The organism is Bacteroidota bacterium (genome assembly GCA_030706745.1).
Classification (GTDB): domain Bacteria; phylum Bacteroidota; class Ignavibacteria; order Palsa-1295; family Palsa-1295; genus PALSA-1295.
This window is the reverse complement of record JAUZNX010000004.1, coordinates 155,672-176,961: the sequence shown is the minus strand read 5'-3', so window position 1 is coordinate 176,961 and position 21,290 is coordinate 155,672. Positions and strand designations below refer to the sequence as shown.

Genomic DNA, 21,290 nt, shown 5'->3' with positions numbered 1-21,290 from the left:
TGACCTACTTCGGAACGCAGAGTTGGTGTCATAACTCAGAGCGAATATTTTTAGAACAACCACCGGTGTGAAGGGCACCGGAACCAATAAAAGGACAATATACAAACTATTTTTCCATAAGTCAAGGCCTGGCTGAAGATTTATGAAAATATATTTTTGAAGGTAGGTATCAATCGCCAAGCGGCGTATTATATTAGTTGCGTGGGTCATGGGCACCCATGCTCATTGAAAACAGAAGGCGTTTCGAATCGTGAGTGCGGGCCGGGCGTTCATTAAATGACAACTCAAAAGAGAGAGTTAAAGTATTACTTTAACTTTGGGCACCCGTTTTCTGGGAAAATATGAATTATGAAATATGAATCCGCGGCGGCGGATGAATATGAAAAGAACAAACCCACACAAACTATTGGGCGCGTCGTCTCTGTTGGGCGCGAACTCATGGTACTGATCATTCCATCGATTCCGATCCAGCACGGGTTGTGCGGCGGCCAAATCGGCGCCCTGGCGCACGAGACGCATTTCGCGGAGCGCGATATCTATTCGCAGGACCCGGTCGATCGAGCACGGCTTCTGCGGCGAGAGAATTCGAAGATGATCAATCTTCAGTTCTTCGATAGCGATCAGTGGGACGCGGAAAGCCTGGCCCTCATCCGGCGCATGCGCGCCGCCGTGGATGTTCCACTGTGTGCTTCGCTTTCGGAAGCGCCCCGGCATCGAAACGATTGCCGTACCATGCTGGAAGCGGGAATCTACCGGATCTTCCTCCCACTCGATACGCCGGAAGAATTGTTTCTGACGTATTGCGATACGTTTACGTCGCGGAAGATCATTCCGACCGTAGACCTGACGTTCGATTTCGCGGCGAATCTTCCGCTGTATCAGCAACGGAAGATCGAGCGGCTGGCAATCGATATTTCGCCCCGCGATGCACTCGAAACGAACGGCATGGAGTGGCAGAAGTTGGCAGCGATTGGGCAGTTGGCGCACTTGCATAAGATACAACTCACGGTGCTGCATGGTGTTCGTGGTTATCCGGAGCTGAAGCACTTGCAGGAGTTGGGCAATGCGTTCGACTCGCTGGTACTCTGCCGGGCGCTAAATGAGAACCGCTTCCCGTGTCAGTTGATCTGGCGCGAAGTCGAGGCGCAAGCGGCACTCGAAGCATCACCGGCCAGCAATCTATGGACGGATCCGCTCGCCGGCAAGCCACACATTTAGAAATCCTCGCCGAGCGAAATAATATAGTTCGGATGGGACCACGATGCCAGATTGGTGGTCCAGGCAATGTCGAAGTGCGTGTAAAATCCGAGAAGATATGTTCGGATACCCGTTCCGGCCGACATCAGGAGATCGCGGGTTATCCAACTGCCATCGCCTGCCCGCTGGAAGAGATAGACTTGATTATTCCAGGCGGTTCCAGCATCGATGAAAGAATCGCCAAAGAATGCAAGCGGGAATCCTGCAACACTAATCGGGAATGGGTAGCGCAATTCAATATTCGCCATCGCATAGTGCGTGCCGATCCGCTCATCATAGGCAAATCCTCGAAGCGGCAAACCCGGTGTGAAAAAGGCGAAGTCCTGTGGTGAGTTGATTGGAAAGCCTTGAGTTTTGTAGAACCGGTTAATCCAATTGTCGACGCCGCCAATAAAGAAGTGCTGTGGCGTGGGACCGAAGCTTGCGGCACCGGCCACTCGAGTCGCAAGTGAGAAGGTGCTCGTGATCTTCAGATAGCGGCGAAGATCCATCGTGGGTGTTACGAATCCGAGCCAGTCACTTCCGAATTGCGGGGCAGCGGCAATGCCAAAATTAAATCGCGTTCCGCCGATCGGATAGAAGTAACTGTAGAGCGCGTCATCATGGACATAATTCACCTGCGGAAAAATCGCGTAGGCATTCTTCGTCGGCACATTCTCAGAAACGATAAGATCTTTCTGGAATAGGGCACCCGTTACCGAAAAATCGAAACGCGTAAAGCGATTCAATGGATACGAGGCCATTCCCGCCAGACCCGTCGAAGTAAAGCGGGCGATTGGAAGAATTTCGTTTGGGGCATCAGGATCGGAGGTTTCCTGCAAGAAGGCTGCGCTGTGATATCCCTGCAAACCCCAATTGATGCGATTCGACAAATTGTAGTATGCCAGAATATAATCTGAATTGCGGAGATCCAGAATCAGATTAGTGGCAAAGAAGATCTGCTGATTGCCGAGTTCGTCCGAGAAGAGCATCTGCGTCGTGCCCTGCAAACCGTAGTAGCCGGTATAGCCAGCAGAGCCAATGATAACGTCAGGCGAAAATACCGTCTTGTATTCATGGACGATATAGTGTCCGGTCGAATCCTTGAAGTTTGTCACGACGGAGGCCGGTGCGCGATGATCGCGCGTGCCATGCGTGCCACGTTCTTCAGCGGGGTTCTGGCTAAAGACATAATCATGCAAATCGACACCGACATTCCCATAGCCCTTTGCTGAATCTGGTTGGTTGCCGGCCTTGAGCGACGTATCGATCCGAGAAACGAGACGTCCACCGTTGTTCTTACGGTATTCGGTTAGACCAAGGGTATCGATGTGACGATCGATGGGATTCCGTAATGTAAAGAGATCGTATCCGCCCTTGTGCATCGTTGAAAAACAGAGCTTGGTCCCATCATTCGAGATTGAGATTTGATCGATCTTCGATACGGAATTCGTGATGGGGTGAGCGTTCGAGCCATCGGCATTTGCCAGATAAATATTATTGATCCCATTGGCATCGCTAATATAAAAGAGATGATTATCCTGCGTCAGTGCAGGATAATACTCATTTGCATTCGGCGTCGTGGTAATCCGCACGATAGCGTTGGTCGCCATGTCATAGCGATAAATCTCCCGGTTTGGACTTTCGAAGTTTACACCAGCAGTACGCTGGATGGGATACTGACCCGATACGAGATTATTCTCTCGCTCACTGGTAAAATAGATCGACTTCGAATCAGCTGTCCAGGTTGGTTCATGATCGGCGAAGACATCATCGGTAAGATTTCGAAGCTGCTTGTGCTCGATGTCATAGAGATACAAATCACTCTGACCGTCTTTAATCCCGATAACAGCGATATATTTGCCATCGGGGGACCACTTGAGTCCCTGAATTCCATCGAGATCGATATTCGGCAAGCGCTGCTGATTTTCGCCATTGACGTCGAGCAAAAAAATCGCATCGGTCTCGCCGGCCTTCGAGGCAAGCGCCAGGCGCCGCGCATCCGGCGACCAACTCAAACCGGGCGTAAGCAGATGCAACTCTTCGAAATTCGCGCTCGCTCCGCCACCATTCAAAATCTTTTTGATGGAGCTCGGCTGTGTCAAGCTCTGTACGTAAACATCGTAGTACCCACTCCGATCGCTGATGAATGCGACGAGATCCCCTTGTGGGGAAATCTCTGGGGAGACATTCATAAAATCGTCGAGCTTCTTGTGGTCCGCCAAGGTTTCCGCATAGTCATTCGGATCCGCATAGCGCGCAATGTCGGGATAATATAGGACCTTCAGGCCTTCCAGGAATTTGTCGCCGAATTCGGGAATCGTCATCCCAAACGTCGATCGGAAGCCAGCCTCGACGGAACGACTCGTCTTGATGCGCTGCAATAGTTCTCCGACTTTATCAGGGCCATATCGCTGATCGATATACCAATACATCGTTTGTCCGACTCGATACTGCACATATCCGCCAAGGCGCGTAAGTGGCGGAACCGCATCGTTCAGCACGGCATCACGCATGTACATATCGGTCTCGATGTCCAAACCATGGAGCGAATTGTATTCCGCCAGGCCCTCGTTCATCCAGGATGGAATTTCCATTCCTCCACCCGTTAGCAAGGACTGATATGTACCTCCGACAAACATGTCGTTGACGACGGCGTGGGTCAACTCATGATGAATGACATGCCGGAATAATTCAAAATCCCCTTCGAACGGAAGAACCACGCGGTTCTTCAAAAGCTCTGTGACACCACCTACTCCCTCAGGTAGAAATTCTCCAACGGCGTTCGTTTGCTGAAAATCGTTGTGAGAATTGTAAATCAGGATAGCGATTCGATTCGTAATGTCATACTTCATCACGCGTTCAATTGAGTCAAGCGCCATTTCCGCATGATCCGCCGCAAACTCTGCCAACTCGCGGCCGCCCTGATAAAAGTAGATATCGAAATGCGGCGACTGGAGGTAGTGCCAGTCAAAATGTTTGTATTCGACCTTATTCTTGCCGAACGATGTGCCGACCTGGGCCGCAGCAGGGCGAATCCAGAGCATGCAAATGGCCCATGGAGCCCAAAGGATGAATGAGCGAATGAGAGAATGACGTGTCGCGCGTAACATAATTTGTTTAGCTCTTTGTAGAACCCCGAGTATTCGGCAATTTCACCTGCGCAATTATTACACCAATAATTATTAACCCTCCGCCCAACATTTCAAGAAAACCCATTCGTTCAGTGAGAAATATTTCAGCGATAGCAGCGGCGACGACCGGCTCAAGCATGTAGATGATCGAGGCCGTCGTTGGCGTCACATGGTGCTGGTAGCGGCTCTGCAAATATCCTGTCATGCAGGTTGCGATAATCCCTGTATAAACGAGCGATCCGACGCTAAAGGTGGTGGCATGAAAGCGTGGAACCTCGATCAAGGGCATACAGATGAGAAAGATTATCGTCCCGGCAATAATTTGAGTAGAAGTCACCATAATCGATGCCTCATGCTCATCCGCGGCAAATTCTTTGGCCCTCAACATTGCGCGATCGATCACGATAATATAGACACCAAACGCCAGAGCGCAAGCAAGTGAAAGGCCGTCCCCGATCAGGAATCCTTCGGCTCGAAGTGGTTGCGTAAGGAAGAAAATACCCGCAACTGTTGCCAGTACCGCAACCAGAAGTTGCGGCGTGAGGCGCTCACGACCCATCGCCCACGCTAAGAGTGGCGTCCAGATGACCGTTGTCGAGGTGAGAAAAGCCGACTTAGCGGAGGTGGTCGTCAGAAGACCAATTGTCTGAAAAATGTAGCCCGCACCAATAGCAAGCCCAAGTATAATCATATCCCTGCGAAATCGACGCTCATGTGGAGTCTGCGCAATGAGCAGCAACTTGGCCCCTCGACGTGCCGGCTTGGAAATCACGAGAAAGAATGCACCCGCCAAACCGAATCGGATGACGACGAAGGCCATTGGTGTCACGTCGCCAAGTGCCCGCTGAACAATGGCGAAGGTCGTACCCCATACAATCGGGAGCGAGAAGATGGCGGCCATCGGCAGGAGCCGGCGGGCTTTGCGCGAGTTACTGCGCATCATTCTTGCTCGATTCCATTGTTGAAATCAATCCGCGTACAGTTGCCGCAACATTTATGCTCTCAGGTGCCTGGAGTTTCTGATTAATGATTTCGAACGGCGACACAACTTCCTGATTATCTCGCATCAATAATCGCGGATTCGAATCGTCTCGAGCCTCCTGCCATATTGCCTTTCCTGCTCGGACGAACACCTGCCCCACATAGGCAGCGAGGACGAGTTTCGTATCGTCTGTTGCACCAGACCCACTTGCGAAGCCGCGCTCAATCAAATTATCGAGCAAAGGAAGACTCTCGATGCTATAATCCAGTTCTATACTGAAGGCATCTCGAGCAGAGGCTTCACAAATGCGTGCAGCAAGATCCATTCGGTCCGCCGTGGGAGTCCCCCGCCTTCCAAAAGCCGTGGAGGAAAAAATCACCACGGCAACAAACGCAAAGCCTGCGATGAGAAGTAACAGGATAGTCATCCCAACATCAGTTAGCCGATGTCAACGAAGACCCTTCCGACATACCCGCAAGCATTGTCTCTGGCAGGACCTCAGCTTCCTCTTGCCAGACCCCCATGCAGCCGAACTTCTCAGTGCGCCGTTCGAGATTCGATGCTGTCCCGAAGCGCTGTACCTCGTGCAATGCAGAGATTTCCTCGATCAAAATCTCCTTAAGCGATTGAAAGACCGTTTCTGGAGCGCGATGCGCCCCACCCAATGGCTCTGGAATAATGCGATCGATTATCCCTTGCGAGAGCATGTCGATGGCCGTGAGCTTGAGCGCTTCAGCGGCCTGCTCCTTATAGTCCCAACTACGCCAAAGAATGGAAGAGCAACTTTCAGGTGAGATCACGCTGTACCACGCATTTTCCATCATCAAAATGCGATCGCCAAGTCCGATCCCAAGCGCCCCTCCGGAGGCGCCTTCACCGATGATGACAACAATAATAGGGACTTTCAGGCGGGCCATCTCGAAGAGATTGCGCGCAATTGCCTCGGCTTGTCCCCGTTCCTCAGCCTCGATTCCTGGAAATGCGCCAGGTGTATCCAGCAGCGTAATGACGGGCTTGCCAAATTTTTCCGCCAGCTTCATCAAGCGAAGTGCCTTTCGATATCCTTCCGGATTCGGCATGCCGAAATTCCGATAAACATTTTGCTTTGTGTCTCGGCCTTTCTGATGTCCGATCCAAAGGACGCTCCCAATTTCGTCAAGCGTACCAAAACCACCCACGATTGCCGGGTCGTCCCGGACAGAGCGATCTCCATGCAATTCGACAAAATCTGGGCTCAACGCCATGATATAATCGAGGGAATATGGCCGGTCCGGATGACGTGCGAGCTGGACGCGTTGCCAGCGCGTGAGGTTCTGGTAAATCTCCGACCGCAGCTCTTCAACTTTAGCGGACATTGCGGCAATCTCACTAGTGAGATCGACCGTTTCGGAAAGGCTACGCATTTCCTCGAGTTTCTGCTCGAGTTCTTCGATCGGTTTTTCAAATTCGAGTACGATCTTCGCCATAGTCGTAGGTTATTGTGGGTGAGAGGCCCGGTCGCGCCGCAGCAAGAGGGCTTTTAGCAGAATTTCGCAATCCATTCCGAGTGTGTGATTGCGCGCATAATACTGATCGAATTGATGGATGTCCTCTGCGCGCGCATCCCGAGGCGCAGCGACAGCCGCAAGGCTTGTCAGACCTGGCTTGCTATAATATGCGGCGCGAGCCTCACCCGATGCAAAGCTGACCAGTGTCAACCGACCAGCAAAAATCTCGCGCCAGGTCGCCAAATCACTTTGGTGGCGGGGCACGATGAGAAGTCGAATCGCTGCCACAGGTAATGCAAGTCCGCTGACGGTCAGATCGAGCAGCCGTTTGGCCAAACGGTGGGAAATCCGATGAAGATTGAGTTCGACCGGCATCAGTGCCAGTCCGCTATTTGGATCCTTGGATAGTAATTCAATTTTCTGACGCCCGATCAGTACATCGGTAGCGGATGGCACGAGATTGAAATTTACTCGCGTCGCAGGCGCTTCACTCGCCACCCGTTGCATCGTTTCGAGCATAGCGGTATGGGATAGCGTGTCGCTCGCGAAAATCACCTCTTGAATTCGCTCGTCGCGCACCAATCGGGGGAGCATGTTGACATCGCCGCGGATCGCAATTCCTGGCAACAGCTCATCACCAAGCGATTCAAGCGAGCGATCGATGAATCCGATCACATCATATCGACGAAGGAATTCCGTCCGCTTGAGCAAGCCAGCAATGCGCCGAGCTTCCTCATTCGTGCCGATGATGATCGTACGTCGCATCATCGGGCTGGCAGACTGCGCGCCACCCCAGCGAATTCGATCGATGAGTCGCATCGCCAAACGGCTGGTGAGCAAGAGAAGACTCGCTGTGACCGTCACCGCAAGTACGATGGCCCGGCTTGCGGGATACTCCTTAAAAAAATAAGTGAGTGAGGAAAAGCTGATAAGCATCGCCGGCATGGCAAGCACAACCTGACGGGAGCTCCGGCGTTCTGCATGATTGTATCCGCGAAGCGCTGCAATCAAGATCACCGCAATCAATGGCGGCAACAGTAATGCATAGGGATAATCACGTGCCGGCAACGCAAGCCAATCACCAAGCAAGAGCTGGCAAGCGATGACTACGCCAAGTGCGACTGCAATGAAATCGAGTGCGACAAACAGTACAGCCCCTCGAAACTTCTGAACAAATGCAAGGCTCGTTCGAACGGCAATGCCCATTCGCAACAATGCCTGAAAGAGTATGGACTTCGGATAGTTCTTCTTGACGAAGATATGCATCGCCTCATAAAAGACAGCGACCTCATTCATCGAGCTTCGTCTGGAAGACTCGCCTTGGAAGTGGACCGTGGCAGTATTATGTACATAATAGACATTGAACCCGGCCTGCTTGGCACGATAGCACAGGTCAAGGTCTTCGCCATACATGAAGTAGTCTTCGTCGAAACCCCTGGTTGCTTCGAAGGCTGCTCGCGTCATCACGATGAAAGCACCGCTGAGCGCATCCACCTCATAGGTCTGATCGATTGGAAGATATGTAAGATTATACCTGGCGACCAATTTGGAGTTTGGCATCAGCCGCGAGAGGCCAAATAGCTTCGCAAAACTCGCCCAGGGAGTTGGGAAGCCACGGCGGCAACTGATTTGGAAAGACCCGTCGCTATTGAGCAATTTGCATCCTGCAAGTCCTGCATCCGGATGTGCACGCATAAACTCGAGCATGACACGAAGCGTGTCTTCCCCAACGACGGTATCTGGATTCAGGAGAAGAAATTGTTCGCCGCGAGCATTCCGCATTGCCAGATTGTTCGCGCGGCCGAAGCCGAGGTTCTCTTCGAGCGCGAAGAGGCGAACATCTGGAAAATCCTGCCGGACCATTTCCACGCTACGGTCCGTAGAGGCATTATCAACAATGATGATCTCTCCCGATACTTCGCCGGCCGCTAGCGCGCGCTGGACGCTCACAATCGCGCCACGGAGAAACTCCTTGACGTTGTAGCTGACGATGATGATGGAAAGATCCACAGTGTTATAATTCGCCTGCGATGGCACGTGCTTTCAACTTCCAGACCATCCCGACCGCCTCGCGGACAATCGCACGGCTCATCTTGCTCGACCCAGCATTGCGATCGACAAATGTGATTGGAATTTCCTTGATCCGAAACCCTTTCCGCCACGCCCGGAAGTTCATCTCAATCTGAAATGCGTACCCGTTCGACCGGATATCGCCAAGATCGATGGCCTCCAGGACCTTTCGGCGAAAACACTTGAACCCTCCAGTCGCGTCTTTGACCGGAATTCCCGTGATTACGCGCGCATAGACGTTCGCATTATAGGAAAGCAATAGTCTTCGTCGTGGCCAATTGTCCACTCGTGCGCCGGGTATATATCGCGAGCCAATCACGAGATCATAATTCTTGATCTCCCGAAGGAAATTAGGGATCTCGCGCGGATCGTGCGAAAAATCAGCGTCCATCTCGAAAATATAATCGTAACCCTCGGCCAGCCCGAATCGAAAGCCGTCGACGTATGCGGTGCCCAAGCCCATCTTGCCGGGCCGCGAGAGCAAATGGACATGCCGGTTTGCGGGATCTTCTGCTGCCTGAAGTTCTTTGACGACCAGTGAAGTGCCGTCTGGAGAATTATCATCGACGACAAGGATATTAAGCTCTACGTCCGGGCAGTTCGGCTGCTGGGCGAAGACCTCCTTGACAAGTCGCGCGATATTCTCGTGCTCGTTGTATGTGGGGATGATAAGAAGCGCGCGCGACATAGTTGTGTGGTGTTATGCTTGTTGATCGTTGGCGATCATGAGGCCCGCGATGACTTCTCCTGCGATATACTCGACGTCCTCGCTCGTCAGCTCGGAATGCATTGGGAGCGAAAGAATATGCGAGGCGGCATATTCTGTGTGAGGAAAATCACCAAGCTTGCCCTCACCGTATGCCTTCTGCAGGTGAAGCGGCACGGGATAATAAACATTGAACGGCACATGCGCGCGCTTCAAATACTCCGTCACATGTTCGCGTGCGCCCTTGAGTATGATCGAATACTGATGCCATATTGGCGTGGCACGGGAGTCAACCTCCGGTATGGTCAAGAATTCTGAATATCCCGCGAACAGACTGCTGTAGCTTGCAGCGGCTTCTGCACGAGTACAATTCCACTCATCTAAATATTGCAGCTTTACATTTAGGATAGCAGCCTGGATGGCATCAAGGCGGGAATTTACGCCGAGACGATCATGATAATACGCTCGTTCGGATCCATGATTCGCAATCGTGCGAACGGCGTGGGCGTATTTGTCATCATTCGTTGTGACCATGCCGGCGTCGCCGAAGGCTCCAAGATTCTTAGACGGATAGAACGAGATCGCGGCCATGTCGCCAATCCCACACACCTTCTTGCCTTCCCACAAGGCTCCAACGGCCTGTGCAGCGTCCTCGATTACGACCAGACGATGCTTGCGCGCAATTTCCTGGATTCGCGTCATATTCGCCGGTTGCCCAAAGAGATGAACTGGAACGATCGCGCGGGTCCGCGAAGTGATCCTTGACTCGATCGTTTCGACATCGATATTAAATGTCACAGGATCGATGTCAATATAGATAGGGACGCCTCCAAGCAGCACGATCGTTTCTGCTGTCGCGGCAAAAGTAAAGGGTGTTGTGATAACCTCGTCGCCCGGTTTGAGATCGATGGCCATCAGGGTTAGCTGCAATGCGTCGGTACCCGAGGCACAGGCAATCGCATGCTTCACACCAAGATAGCTCTCCATGGCACGCTCGAATCGCGCGACGTATGGCCCATTGATGTATTTGCCGCTCCGCACGACTTCGAGAATCGCACGGTCGATCTCGTCCTGATAACGATGGTACTGACCCAAAACATCGACCATTTGGATCGGTCTGGTAAGAACTTCTGCTTCCAAGCTATTGCCTCTTTCGAAATTAAGATTGAATAAGACCCCGCTCCCGAAGCCGCTGCTCGCCACGGTAGCCTCGTAAGAAATCATAAACGCCCCAAAGGGTTGCCCATCCGGCACGGATATTTTTCCGCCGAATGTCCCATAAGCTACGATAGATTAATTCGAGCGGGAAGAGTAACCAAAATTTGAGTCGTCCAAAGCCATGCTCATGGACACTGGCGAAGATAAATCCGTTTCGGCAATGGAGATAATTATGAATCGGTGATTCGTTGCCCGGATCGCCACTCCGATAGTTGTGGTAAATCGTGCTTGCCGGCTCATAAAAAGCTATAAATCCCGCCTTCCGGGCCCGCTCGCACCAATCCGATTCCTCCCAGTAGGCAAAATAATCATCTGAAAGAAGGCCAACTCTCCGGACCGCGGTACCACGAAGCAGCATTTCACAGCCGGACGCATATGGTACCTCCATCGGTTTGTCATAGAGTCCTCGGTCGGCCTCGTCAATCCCAAAATGGCTAAAACCCATCCACCATTTGCGGAATGAGCCAGCATACCACAGAATATCGGAACGTCCGTTCTGTGCGGCTTTCGTATAGTAGATTTTGCCACTCACCGCTGCGATCCGTGGTTCTGACTCAAGTCGTGCGAGCAATGGTTCGAGAAAGCCAGGTGTCACGATCGTATCGTTGTTCAATAGCAGCACATGCTCACAGCCGGTATCGAGGGCATGCGTAATGCCAAGGTTATTCCCGCCGGTGAATCCAAGATTGGTCTCGGAGCGAATGTGCGTGACACTCGGAAATTCTGCTCGAAGTTTCGCGCCGGAACCGTCGCGAGAGCCATTATCGACCAAAATGAGCTCCGTATTCGAGTACGTGAGTGATTCGAGTGACTGAAGGCACAATGCTGTATCCTCATAAGCATTCAGATTAATGAGGATAATTCCAATACGGGGGTTCGAGGCTGTGATCATGCCTGTCCCTTTCCACGCATCATCATGTAAACCGTCCGAAGGAGGATCTTCACATCGAGACGAAACGACATCGACTCGATGTACATTAGATCGTACTTGACCTTCTGCTTAACGTCCTCAATGTTCTCATCATATTTATGAACCGCGGTTTGATAAAGTCCGGTCACTCCGGGGCGGACTTTCTGCCGCCGCTCGTAATATGGTACCTCCCGCAGTAACTGCTTGACAAAAAACTCGCGCTCTGGCCGCGGACCAACAAGAGACATATCTCCCTTCAGCACGTTCCAGAGTTGCGGCACTTCATCCAGGTGAGATTTGCGCAAGAATCGACCAAGCGGTGTTACACGTGGATCGTTCTTCGATGCCCATTGCGGCCCGCCGCTTTCGGCGTCAAGGTACATCGACCGAAATTTGAAGATGTGGAATCTCCTGCCATCCTTTCCGAGCCGCTCCTGCGTATAAATAATGGGTCCGGACGAACTCAGCCGGATCGATGCGGCGATTAGAAGCCAAACTGGTGTGCCCACCGCAAGAATCAGAGCACTCACGCTCACATCCAACATTCGCTTCGCCGATTCCTCCCACGGACTTAGCAGTACCGGGTTGATGTCAATAAGCGGGAAGCCGTAGATCTCGCGGGTACGCGCCTGTCCTGAAACAATGTCATAGAGATCGGGCACGATCTTGAGTCCGACATTCGAGTGTGAGGCACGCGAAATGAGGTCGATCAATTTGTCATGCTCGTTTGTGCCGAGCGCGATCAATATTTCTTTCGGATGACAAGCTTCGATTACGGACTCCAATTCCTCGGTCGTGCCAAGCAGTGGGACTTCCTTCGTCGGCATGGGCTTGCCATTGCGCTGTTGAATGGTCAACGCCGGGATCTTGGCTCCCGCTTCGGAAGACGAATTGACAAAACCAATGATCTCGTAACCGAGCCGTGGGTAATGTGCAATCTGTCCAGCCAACTGCCTGACCATCTCCGGTTCACCAACGATAATGGATGGTCGCCGGCCTACTCCGGATTCCAAAAGACGTCGTTGTCCGTGGCGAATCAACAATCGGATAGACACGCAAAGTGAGGCAGTGATACACCAGTAGGTCAAGCCCAACACACGTGGATCGTTCGAGGCGAGACCCGACGTGTCTGATGAATCCCACCATATGATTAACGAAAGTATGATGGTCCCAACCCCGAGTGTCTTTAGCAGCGTCACAATTTCATCGAACGGTGGCCGCACGTACCAGGGCCGATAGAGTCCGAAGATGAGGAACATGGCCATCCAGAACAGATAAATCTCGAGCGACGTGATCGGCAGAAGCGAAGGCGAAACATCCGTTGGTGCCGCATGCCGAAAAACGAACCAGCCAGAATCCACTCGGAGCCAAAAGAATATTGCCCACGCGGCATTCAGGGCGATAAAATCGCCGATGATGAGCAGCACGAGTTCCTTGCGCGGGGTCACGGAGCGGAAACCTCCCGGCTGAGTGATGGCGTAAGATCGTTGGCAATTCGAGTGGTCTGCGCCCACAACGGTCCAGGGCTCGAGAATAGAAAATCAATGACGCCTAATGCGAGCGCAATATTCATCGAGAAAAGCCAGTAGATCTGGCTGGCGACTGGAATCGGAGATTTTAAGCCCTTCGAAACCCAACCGATCACCACCAGCAAGCCGAGCGCAAGCTCAATCAACAGCAGCACTACTGCGAGAGGGCTGTACAATGAGAGGAAGGTGCTCGCCACCAATGCGAGGACGATATACATAGCAAACCATCGCAATACTTTGTGAGGCCACAAGAGCCAGGCAACACGACCACGAATGAGCGAAGACCGAAAATATGAAAGCGTATGAATTGTCCGTGCCGTCGTCCTTCGCTTCCTCTGGAATTCATCCGGGTAGGTACGACCATACTGCTCGATAGATATAGCTCCTTCATCAAAGAGAATCCGCTTTCCAGATAATGCGACTTGTAGTCCGACAAAGAAATCGTCCGAAACTCTCCCATCCGGCAAGGATTGCCAGAGTTCACGGCGGATCGAATAATTCCCACCATAAACGGCGAGCGTCGACCAGATCGCAGCTTCATGTTTTCTGAGATCACTCTCGATATGCCAATAACTATTCTCCGACTTATAGATGCTGGTCGCTTGCTCGCTATCCATCGCGAGGTGACCGGCAACAGCACCCGTCTCGGGATCGGCATAATGCCGAACATGGCACAAGAGCGTGTTCGGATGCAGCGTAATATCAGCATCGACGAATAGCAAGATCTCATTCTTGGCTTTCGCAACGAGATCATTTAAAGTCAGCATTTTGCCTCGTTGGCCAGGGAAAAGAACTGGCTTAATCTGTTGATGTCGCGCCGCAAATTCCAGTAATATGGAATTTGTTCGATCCGTCGATCCGTCCGAGCCGCAAAGGATCTCGATCTTCTCAGCAGGATACTTTAGATTGACGAGGGACGTAAGACAGTCTGCAAGAATAAGCTCCTCATTGAATGCCGGTAAAATGATCGATACCGCAGGCTGATAAGATTCATCAATCCCCGACTTGCGAGGAGCGACCTTTGCCAAAATGCGGATAAGCACCGGAAACCCTACATACGAGTAGAGCAACAGTGCAATGCAAAAGAGTGCAACGTAGATCATCGAATTCTTTGAACGCTCCCAGGATCATTCAGTCGCGCGGTTTCGGAGAACTTCTTCATAAAGCTTTACGAACTCGCTAACAACATGATCCCATCCGTAGCGCGTCACAGCAAGTTCATGTGCGTTTATGCCAAGCGATTGCCGCGCTGCCGAGTCAGAAAGCAGTCTTACGACCGCATCGGCGAATGATTCGGCACCGTCGCGAATCCAGAGGTGAATCCCGTCCTTGCCTTCGTTTCCTTCGGCGCCGATGGAAGTAGAAACAATCGCCTTTCCTGCCGCAAAGGCCTCGAGCAGCTTCAGCCTCATACCACCACCAATTCTGAGCGGCACCACCAGAACGGCGGCTCGGGCTAAATAGTCGCGCACATCCGGCACTCGTCCATGCACCTGAACAGATTGGCCAAAGCGTTGCAAAAACGGCAGAATACGCTCTCCGGAGAACCCAACAATATGGAGAACCGTCGCCGGACGGCGCTGGAGAATAATCGGGAAGATGGCATCCAGAAAATATCGGGTCGCATCGAAGTTTGGGTCCCATTCCAGCGTTCCAAGCGAGAGAATGGAATTGGGATCCTCTTCAGAATTCCTCGGCTTGAAATACTCAATATCCACCCCCGCCGGAATAACCCTATATTTTCCTTCCGGAGCAACTTGCTTCATCGCAGCAACATCTTCCTGGCTGATCGCAGCTACTGCATCAAAGTTCGTAAGAAACCGCGCCTCCTCCCGCTTCAACCGGCCACCATGCAAACGTGCGAGGTAGCTCTTGACTGGATTCGTCTCCCGCTCCGCATACCGCTCATAGATCAAGGCTTCGAAATTATGCTCTCGAAGCACGATTGGCAAACCGTAGCGATCCTTGATCCACAATCCGTATGGTCCCATGTGCGAGTGATCGACATGAACGATATCAAATGATTTTTGCCCAATGGTGCTCTCGATGAGCCGGTACATCTCCGGAATCTGCCTGCGTTCGATGGGATACGCTCCACGAACCAGCGTTCGCAACAGTACGCACCAGCGTGGATGGAGCGGCTTCTTAATTAACCGCACATCCGCATACTGGCCGAGATCGTTGATTGCTTCATCTGTTGCCTGCTTGGAATCGAGCGGAAACGTGATGAGCGTTACCTCATGCCCCAGACGCTTGAGCCATTTGGTAATCGAACAGATACCAATCGCTCCCCCATCCGTTAACGGATACGGCATGCGTGGGGCAAGTTGGAGGATGGTCACGGCTGGTCGGGTTGGAGAAGAAGAAAGGTATCCGTTGAATCCGAGTAGTACTGCTGGCGGAAGTAGTTAGAGATGTTCTTCCAGGAAATTCCCGGTCTCTCGTTTTCAATCCAGTAGTCATCAACGTCTGGTGCAGAAGCCAACAAGGACTTCTTCACCCAGACCCCACCATGCTCCATCCAGGCCTCTCTCTTAGCGTGTTCAAATCGCTCCCTCCAATATCGCGAGCTGTCATCCACGCTTCCCAACACAGGGTATGGACAAAGTCGATGGGATTGATTGTAAGGGTTCAGTGGATGAATCCTCTGGAACACAACGAGCTCGTCCTGGATATTCAGCACGGTAACGATCGAGTGGTCGTTAAGTCGTGGCCAGATCTCTCTGATATGAGCCGTACCCCGCGCCTCTGCCTCGGCAGAAACGGAAGGCCACATTGCGCTTACATTCAGGACTAGGACAACGAGTCCTACGGCTCCAATAAGCGGGCGCACAAATGTGGTTGATCCATACGCGAACCCTAAGGCAAGGGCGATGAACAGGAAGGGCATGAGAGGCAGGTGCCGTTCTAATGCCGCTCCATCCCAGCGAAACGATAATATCAAATTAGGAATAATGCCCACTAGGAGAAACACCAGGTACTTACGCGCGGTCAGATCCCGCAAAATCACCACAAAGATGACAAGCAGTAGGGAGTAGAAAAGGCCCATCTTCCAGAGGCCTAAACCGAAGAGCATCAGAGCGGAGACTGGATGATATGGATCGTGATAGAGGAAGCGTTTGACGTATAGGCCATCGTTGCCCAGATAGAAGAGCGTCTTGGGTAGACCGAATACCGTTCTCAGGGGGCCGGCCATATAGTGTTTGTCCCCCGGATCCAGTGCCCACTGGACGAAACCGGCCGGGGTCAGATGCAGATGCACAACGAACGGCACCAAGATTGCCAACGCGACGAGCGCCACGACCATCGTGAGCCTCAGCGATTCTACAAGGTTTTTTCGATTCCAGCCATTAACCGTTGGGTAGACAAGTATCGCGGCTGGCAGTGCAAGGATGTACGGCATCCAAAGGAGCGGGGCAATCGCAAGCAAGACTCCGGCAGCCCAGAGGCTTAATCCCACCGACAGTCGACGTGCAGAGTCGAAGACATAGTACAGACCTGCGATGAGTATGCTGATCCCTGACATGTAGCTTGTACCCGTCATACCATAATTCATCACGCATTGTGATACGGCATAGATCAAAGTCGTCACCTGTACCGAAACTTCAGATATGGGAAGAAGCCGAAGCAAACGGTAAAGATAAATGATACCGGTCAAGCTCAGAATCAGCGAAATGAGAATGAGCGAAAGATTGACCTGTGCAAACCTCTCAAGACCGAACTGATTTCTTAGGACCGGCAAAAGAGCCGAATGAACCACCCATCCCAACGGCCTCCAAAGCAAGTGTGACGATTCAAAGAACATAGGCGGGGATTGACCGTCCTCCTGCGCAATAATACACTGTGCGTACTCCAAAGAGTCCGCGTAGTAGTATGGCCTCGTTACAAGTGCCGCTAAGATAAACAATACAACGGCGGCATATCGCCACAATGCTCTCCTCACGATACACTAATCCTCTCCCTAAATATTATGTTCCGCCACCGTGCACTCCTACAAATGCACGTTAGGCCCATCGCAACATCCCAAGATAGAAACGACGAATCGCAAACACCTGTTTCCAACTGAGCTTCGGGCCATACCGGGCGAACCGGGTGATCGCTCTGAATCCATCGAAGATTCCGCGAATATTCTCCGTTGCGGTATGGCGATGCATCACCATCGCAAGGATACGTCGAAGGATGAGACATGTGAGAAGCGGAAGCGCTGCCGTAATTGGCCAATGCTTAGCTATCATCCAAACGAACTGACGAGAATTCACATACGCACGATGCGCGCGATAAGACCGTCCCGCTAACCTGGGAGATGGTGAGACAAAATGGAGGGTCAAAAACCAGGGACAAAAGAAGACCCCGAGATCCTGCTGGTAAATCTGCAACGCAAGCTCAATACCTTCGGCGCCACTCCATTCGGGATCGAAACCAGCGGCACCCTTGAGCGCCGCGACGCGAACACACGACCCTCCTTCAACGAGGAAAAGGGTTTGGAATCCTGACCTTTCATCGCCACCAAATCGGTAATTCTCCCACCGAGTTGTCTCCATAATCCCAGTAACGGGCTGATAATAGGAGGTGCTAAGCACAGCAATGTCTGGATTCGACTCCATGTGCTGGACGATGCGCAAAACCGTGGCCGGCATTCCAGGGCAGGTATCATCATCGAACATGAAGAGGTACTTTCCTCGTGCAAGATCAAACTCGATGTTCCGCGCCGACACCCCAAGATTCTTGCCGACTTCATGGAGAATGACGGACGGATACTCATTCCGAATCATCTCGTTACTGCCATCGGTCGATCCGTTGTCAATAACAATAACCTCGTAGTGAGGATATTTGACTGCGCGCGTCAGAACATCCAGCGTTTGGCGCAGTTCCGCACAGCGATTATAGTTCAATACGCCAAGGGTGACCATTGGAAGATCAGGATTGCTCCACTCTTCTCGAGCAGCGGTCCAATTCTTCACCTCCCAGGGATTCCAGTTATACTTCATCCGATGATTGCGCTTGGTCGTTTCGTGACTCTCCTCCAGAGGGAGAGAACTTCCTGTGCCGTGAGCACATTCGTCGCGTGGATCACAAGAGAGTAAATGCCCATTTGAACGATCACAACGATCGCCAAATGGAAGTTCCCAGCCATGAAGAGCCAGGACGCGGCAAGGCTTGCTATGGTGGCTAATCCCGTTCGCAGAAAGGCAGACGTAAACCGACGGGTATCAAGATGGCCCGAATTTCGGGATAACCAAACAAGGAGTCCCGCCCCCAATGAGACAGCAATGAGCTTGGAGACCATCGCTCCCGTTGCGCCGAACTTTCGTAGCAGGAATAGATCTCCGATAATCACCGCGACCATGCAAACGCCGGCATTCGCAGTCATGAACCAAGATTGACCCGCAGCCACGCTCACCTCCATAAGGAGGGTGCCAATAAAGATCGGCAACAGCATCCAACCTGTCCAGATCAGGAGCGGGCTGGCAGAAGCATATTTTTCCCCGAGCGTCAATGGTACAATGAGACCCGAACACGTGGTGATCAAAAGCGCAATGAAGAATCCAAGCACGAGCAGAATCCGAAGCGAGATATCTGTCAATTGTAGCGATCGCGTCTGATCGTTCTGACGCAAAAGCCGAGTGAGCTCCGGGGCAATGACCGCCGCGAGAACGAGCGGAATCGGAGCAGCGGCGGCATTCAATCGCATCGTGGCTCCGTAACTTGCGACTTCAAACGGCGTGCTCAACTTATCGAGAAGGAGGCTATCGATTTGGATGTGAATGGTGAGGAATATGGTCCCGATGCAAAGCGGAATCGAGCCGAGCAAGAATCCTTTCGCAAGCACCGGGTCCAGCCGAAGCGAAACATTCTCGCGACGTATCCATCGAACAAGCGCAATCACCAGCAGAATGAACCCCGGCACATTGCACAACGCATAAACCCAGAGTACACTCTGAAGGCGCAATGTATAATACCGGCCGAGAAAAAGCAAAACCGCAAATGCAACTGCGTCGAACAGTGCAAACAGTGCAACCAGATAGTACTTTCCCTGGCTTCTAAACATGGACTCAGCCGCGGGTCGAACGGCGAGGACACGCGAAGAGATGAGAAGGGTTATCAATAGAATCAGGCAATTCTGTACCATCGAAACTGGGTAGAACAGTCGTCCGATCGTGATGATGATTAGCGCCACGAAGATTGATAAGACGAGTCGAAGCGCGACAGCCGTCCCCAGCAGCGATCCCCGGCGGTCTTCCATTCCTCGCGAAGCATCCTCCTCTGCTTGCGCCAGCATCCGTGTGATGAGAGGATTCATCCCAAGATCGGCAAACATCGCAAGGATCGCCATCAGGGAGATGCAGACGGTGAACTCTGCATACTCAGTCCGGGAGAGTTGCCGTGCAATCAACAACTGGCCGATAAACAGAAAGCCATTGCCCGCCAAATTGATGGCAAATCCAGCCAGAGCCCCGCGCAGGATACGCGTACCCAATGGCTGTTCCGGCAGCTCTACGGTGAGGCTGGGTTGACTCATGTAATAGGCTTCGCGGTTAAGAGCGCGGGCTTCTGTTCGATAAGATGACCGCGCATCCCAAGACTTTTTTCCAACGCAAGGAAGTAGCCCCAGATGAGACCGACCCAGACCAGATCCGTTTTGCTGTCAAATACAGGTGAGGTATATGCATCGATCAAAATGAACAAAAGAAATGCGATGCCTGCCCGAACGATCGCTCGCGACGTTTCTGATAGCCTCGGTGACCGAAGCAAGCGATAGCCGTTGCGCATGAAGCCGAAATAGGCTAGAAAGAAAAGACAGAATCCAACCAGGCCCGATTTCAATAGGAGAAAGAGGTAGCTGCTATGACTGAACCCGATCCAAGTATGAAATCCGAGAAGAGCATCCCACACGCGCCACAGAGAACCAAATCCATAGCCGAAGAGAGGCGCATGAAGGATAACATTCCATTCGTACCGCCATTCGACATATCGGTTGAAGAGCGAAAGATCCGTCCCGAGATGCTGGGTAGATAGCATCCGATTGGCAAACCCCATCAATAACAATCGAAAGAGTCTCGACGACTCAATGATGGGGATTAGGAGTAGGACTCCCGATCCCACAGCAAGCCCGATTCTCGAAATGCCCCTCCGGCGTTCGGCGCGATCTCCCGAGAAGAGCATGCATACCATGCTAATAGCAGTGGCAATGTATAATCCCCGGAACATCGAAATGACAATAGAGAAACAACCGGCAAGGAATACGATCGCGAACGGAATCAACCAACGGCTCCGACGGAGCGACATCAAGAACGAGACTGCAATCAGCGTGAGAAATCCCGAAAGCTCTTGGTCGGTCGTTGCACGCCCAGTCTGATAGAGATATGCCGCCCGCAGTATGTTGCTTCTCATCGTGAGCGCGTTCCAGACAAGCATTAAGCATCCCGCGACCACCACGGCCCACATGAGGACATGCTCCTCGGAAGAATCCGTTTCGATATACCGCTCATAGATAATGGGCAATATGAGCAAGGGAGTAAAGTTCAACAACTCGCGGATGGCTGAATTGAACAAGTTATTCCCACCCGTGAGAAAGCCAATGCCCGTACCAATAAGACCCCAAACCGCAAACAGCATCATGTACAGTTGCTCTCGCGATCGACTCAAAGGCTGCTGTTCAACAATCCTGATTCGAACGATCCAATAGGCCATTACTCCAGCCAGGCACAATCCTAGCATGAAATCCAAGACGCTGGGAGCAGCACCACCTCCACCATATTCTTTGGGGCGAAGTGTCAGCACCGTGTTGATGACCACATAGGAAAGGACTGACAACACAGGGTTGCGGATGATCGCAAAGCCAACCATCATCAACACCAGAACAGCATAGCTTAGGAAAGGCCCCGCGACGAGAACCGATAGAACCAGCAACGCGATGACTGCACTTGCTACCGCAAGCATCTGCGCCGTTGACAAACGCAACGGTGACGTTTCAACCACGGCATATGGTCCCGGGCTGCCGAGCATCATCATTTATT

General features: G+C 52.1%; 16 protein-coding genes. 1 reads left to right on the top strand and 15 read right to left on the bottom strand.

Going from position 1 to position 21,290, the window contains the following annotated elements:
* Window positions 1-348: 348 nt before the first annotated feature.
* The gene (locus Q8902_07075; protein ID MDP4199316.1) at window positions 349-1,218 is read left to right on the top strand and encodes a hypothetical protein; all 870 of its coding nucleotides are present in this window, start codon (window positions 349-351) and stop codon (window positions 1,216-1,218) included.
* Here the strand turns inward: Q8902_07075 and Q8902_07070 are convergent.
* The 15 genes from Q8902_07070 to Q8902_07000 all read right to left on the bottom strand — a co-directional run bounded on the left by Q8902_07070 (window position 1,215) and on the right by Q8902_07000 (window position 21,285).
* The gene (locus Q8902_07070; protein ID MDP4199315.1) at window positions 1,215-4,349 is read right to left on the bottom strand and encodes a biopolymer transporter Tol; all 3,135 of its coding nucleotides are present in this window, start codon (window positions 4,347-4,349) and stop codon (window positions 1,215-1,217) included. The genes Q8902_07075 and Q8902_07070 overlap by 4 nt on opposite strands.
* A gap of 7 nt (window positions 4,350-4,356) precedes the next feature.
* Entirely contained in the window at window positions 4,357-5,313 is a 957-nt protein-coding gene (locus Q8902_07065; GenBank protein ID MDP4199314.1) for a DMT family transporter, read from the bottom strand.
* Window positions 5,300-5,779 (bottom strand): hypothetical protein, encoded by a 480-nt coding sequence (locus Q8902_07060; GenBank protein MDP4199313.1) that lies wholly within the window; start codon window positions 5,777-5,779, stop codon window positions 5,300-5,302. Before Q8902_07060 ends, Q8902_07065 begins: the two co-directional genes overlap by 14 nt.
* A gap of 7 nt (window positions 5,780-5,786) precedes the next feature.
* Window positions 5,787-6,818, bottom strand: a complete 1,032-nt coding sequence (locus Q8902_07055; protein MDP4199312.1) for an acetyl-CoA carboxylase carboxyltransferase subunit alpha — start codon at window positions 6,816-6,818, stop codon at window positions 5,787-5,789.
* Between the two features lie 9 nt (window positions 6,819-6,827).
* Window positions 6,828-8,849: a glycosyltransferase gene (locus Q8902_07050; protein MDP4199311.1), complete on the bottom strand. Its 2,022-nt coding sequence runs from the start codon at window positions 8,847-8,849 to the stop codon at window positions 6,828-6,830.
* Between the two features lie 4 nt (window positions 8,850-8,853).
* Window positions 8,854-9,597: a polyprenol monophosphomannose synthase gene (locus Q8902_07045; GenBank protein ID MDP4199310.1), complete on the bottom strand. Its 744-nt coding sequence runs from the start codon at window positions 9,595-9,597 to the stop codon at window positions 8,854-8,856.
* A 12-nt stretch (window positions 9,598-9,609) separates the two neighbouring features.
* A complete protein-coding gene (locus Q8902_07040; protein ID MDP4199309.1) occupies window positions 9,610-10,755 on the bottom strand; it encodes a DegT/DnrJ/EryC1/StrS family aminotransferase in 1,146 nt (381 codons plus the stop codon).
* A 19-nt stretch (window positions 10,756-10,774) separates the two neighbouring features.
* Window positions 10,775-11,725 (bottom strand): glycosyltransferase family 2 protein, encoded by a 951-nt coding sequence (locus Q8902_07035; GenBank protein MDP4199308.1) that lies wholly within the window; start codon window positions 11,723-11,725, stop codon window positions 10,775-10,777.
* Complete coding sequence (locus Q8902_07030) at window positions 11,722-13,191, bottom strand: sugar transferase (protein ID MDP4199307.1); 1,470 nt, start codon at window positions 13,189-13,191, stop codon at window positions 11,722-11,724. Before Q8902_07030 ends, Q8902_07035 begins: the two co-directional genes overlap by 4 nt.
* Window positions 13,188-14,375, bottom strand: coding sequence for a glycosyltransferase (locus tag Q8902_07025; GenBank protein ID MDP4199306.1), 1,188 nt, complete (start codon window positions 14,373-14,375; stop codon window positions 13,188-13,190). Before Q8902_07025 ends, Q8902_07030 begins: the two co-directional genes overlap by 4 nt.
* A 24-nt stretch (window positions 14,376-14,399) precedes the next feature.
* Window positions 14,400-15,614 carry a glycosyltransferase family 4 protein gene (locus Q8902_07020; protein ID MDP4199305.1) on the bottom strand — a complete coding sequence of 405 codons (1,215 nt, stop codon included), beginning with the start codon at window positions 15,612-15,614 and terminating at the stop codon, window positions 14,400-14,402.
* Window positions 15,611-17,215 carry a hypothetical protein gene (locus Q8902_07015; protein MDP4199304.1) on the bottom strand — a complete coding sequence of 535 codons (1,605 nt, stop codon included), beginning with the start codon at window positions 17,213-17,215 and terminating at the stop codon, window positions 15,611-15,613. Before Q8902_07015 ends, Q8902_07020 begins: the two co-directional genes overlap by 4 nt.
* A 61-nt stretch (window positions 17,216-17,276) precedes the next feature.
* Window positions 17,277-18,260, bottom strand: a complete 984-nt coding sequence (locus Q8902_07010; protein MDP4199303.1) for a glycosyltransferase — start codon at window positions 18,258-18,260, stop codon at window positions 17,277-17,279.
* Window positions 18,257-19,792, bottom strand: coding sequence for an oligosaccharide flippase family protein (locus Q8902_07005; GenBank protein ID MDP4199302.1), 1,536 nt, complete (start codon window positions 19,790-19,792; stop codon window positions 18,257-18,259). Before Q8902_07005 ends, Q8902_07010 begins: the two co-directional genes overlap by 4 nt.
* A complete protein-coding gene (locus tag Q8902_07000; protein ID MDP4199301.1) occupies window positions 19,789-21,285 on the bottom strand; it encodes an O-antigen ligase family protein in 1,497 nt (498 codons plus the stop codon). The genes Q8902_07005 and Q8902_07000 overlap by 4 nt, the downstream gene beginning before the upstream one ends.
* Window positions 21,286-21,290: the final 5 nt, after the last annotated feature.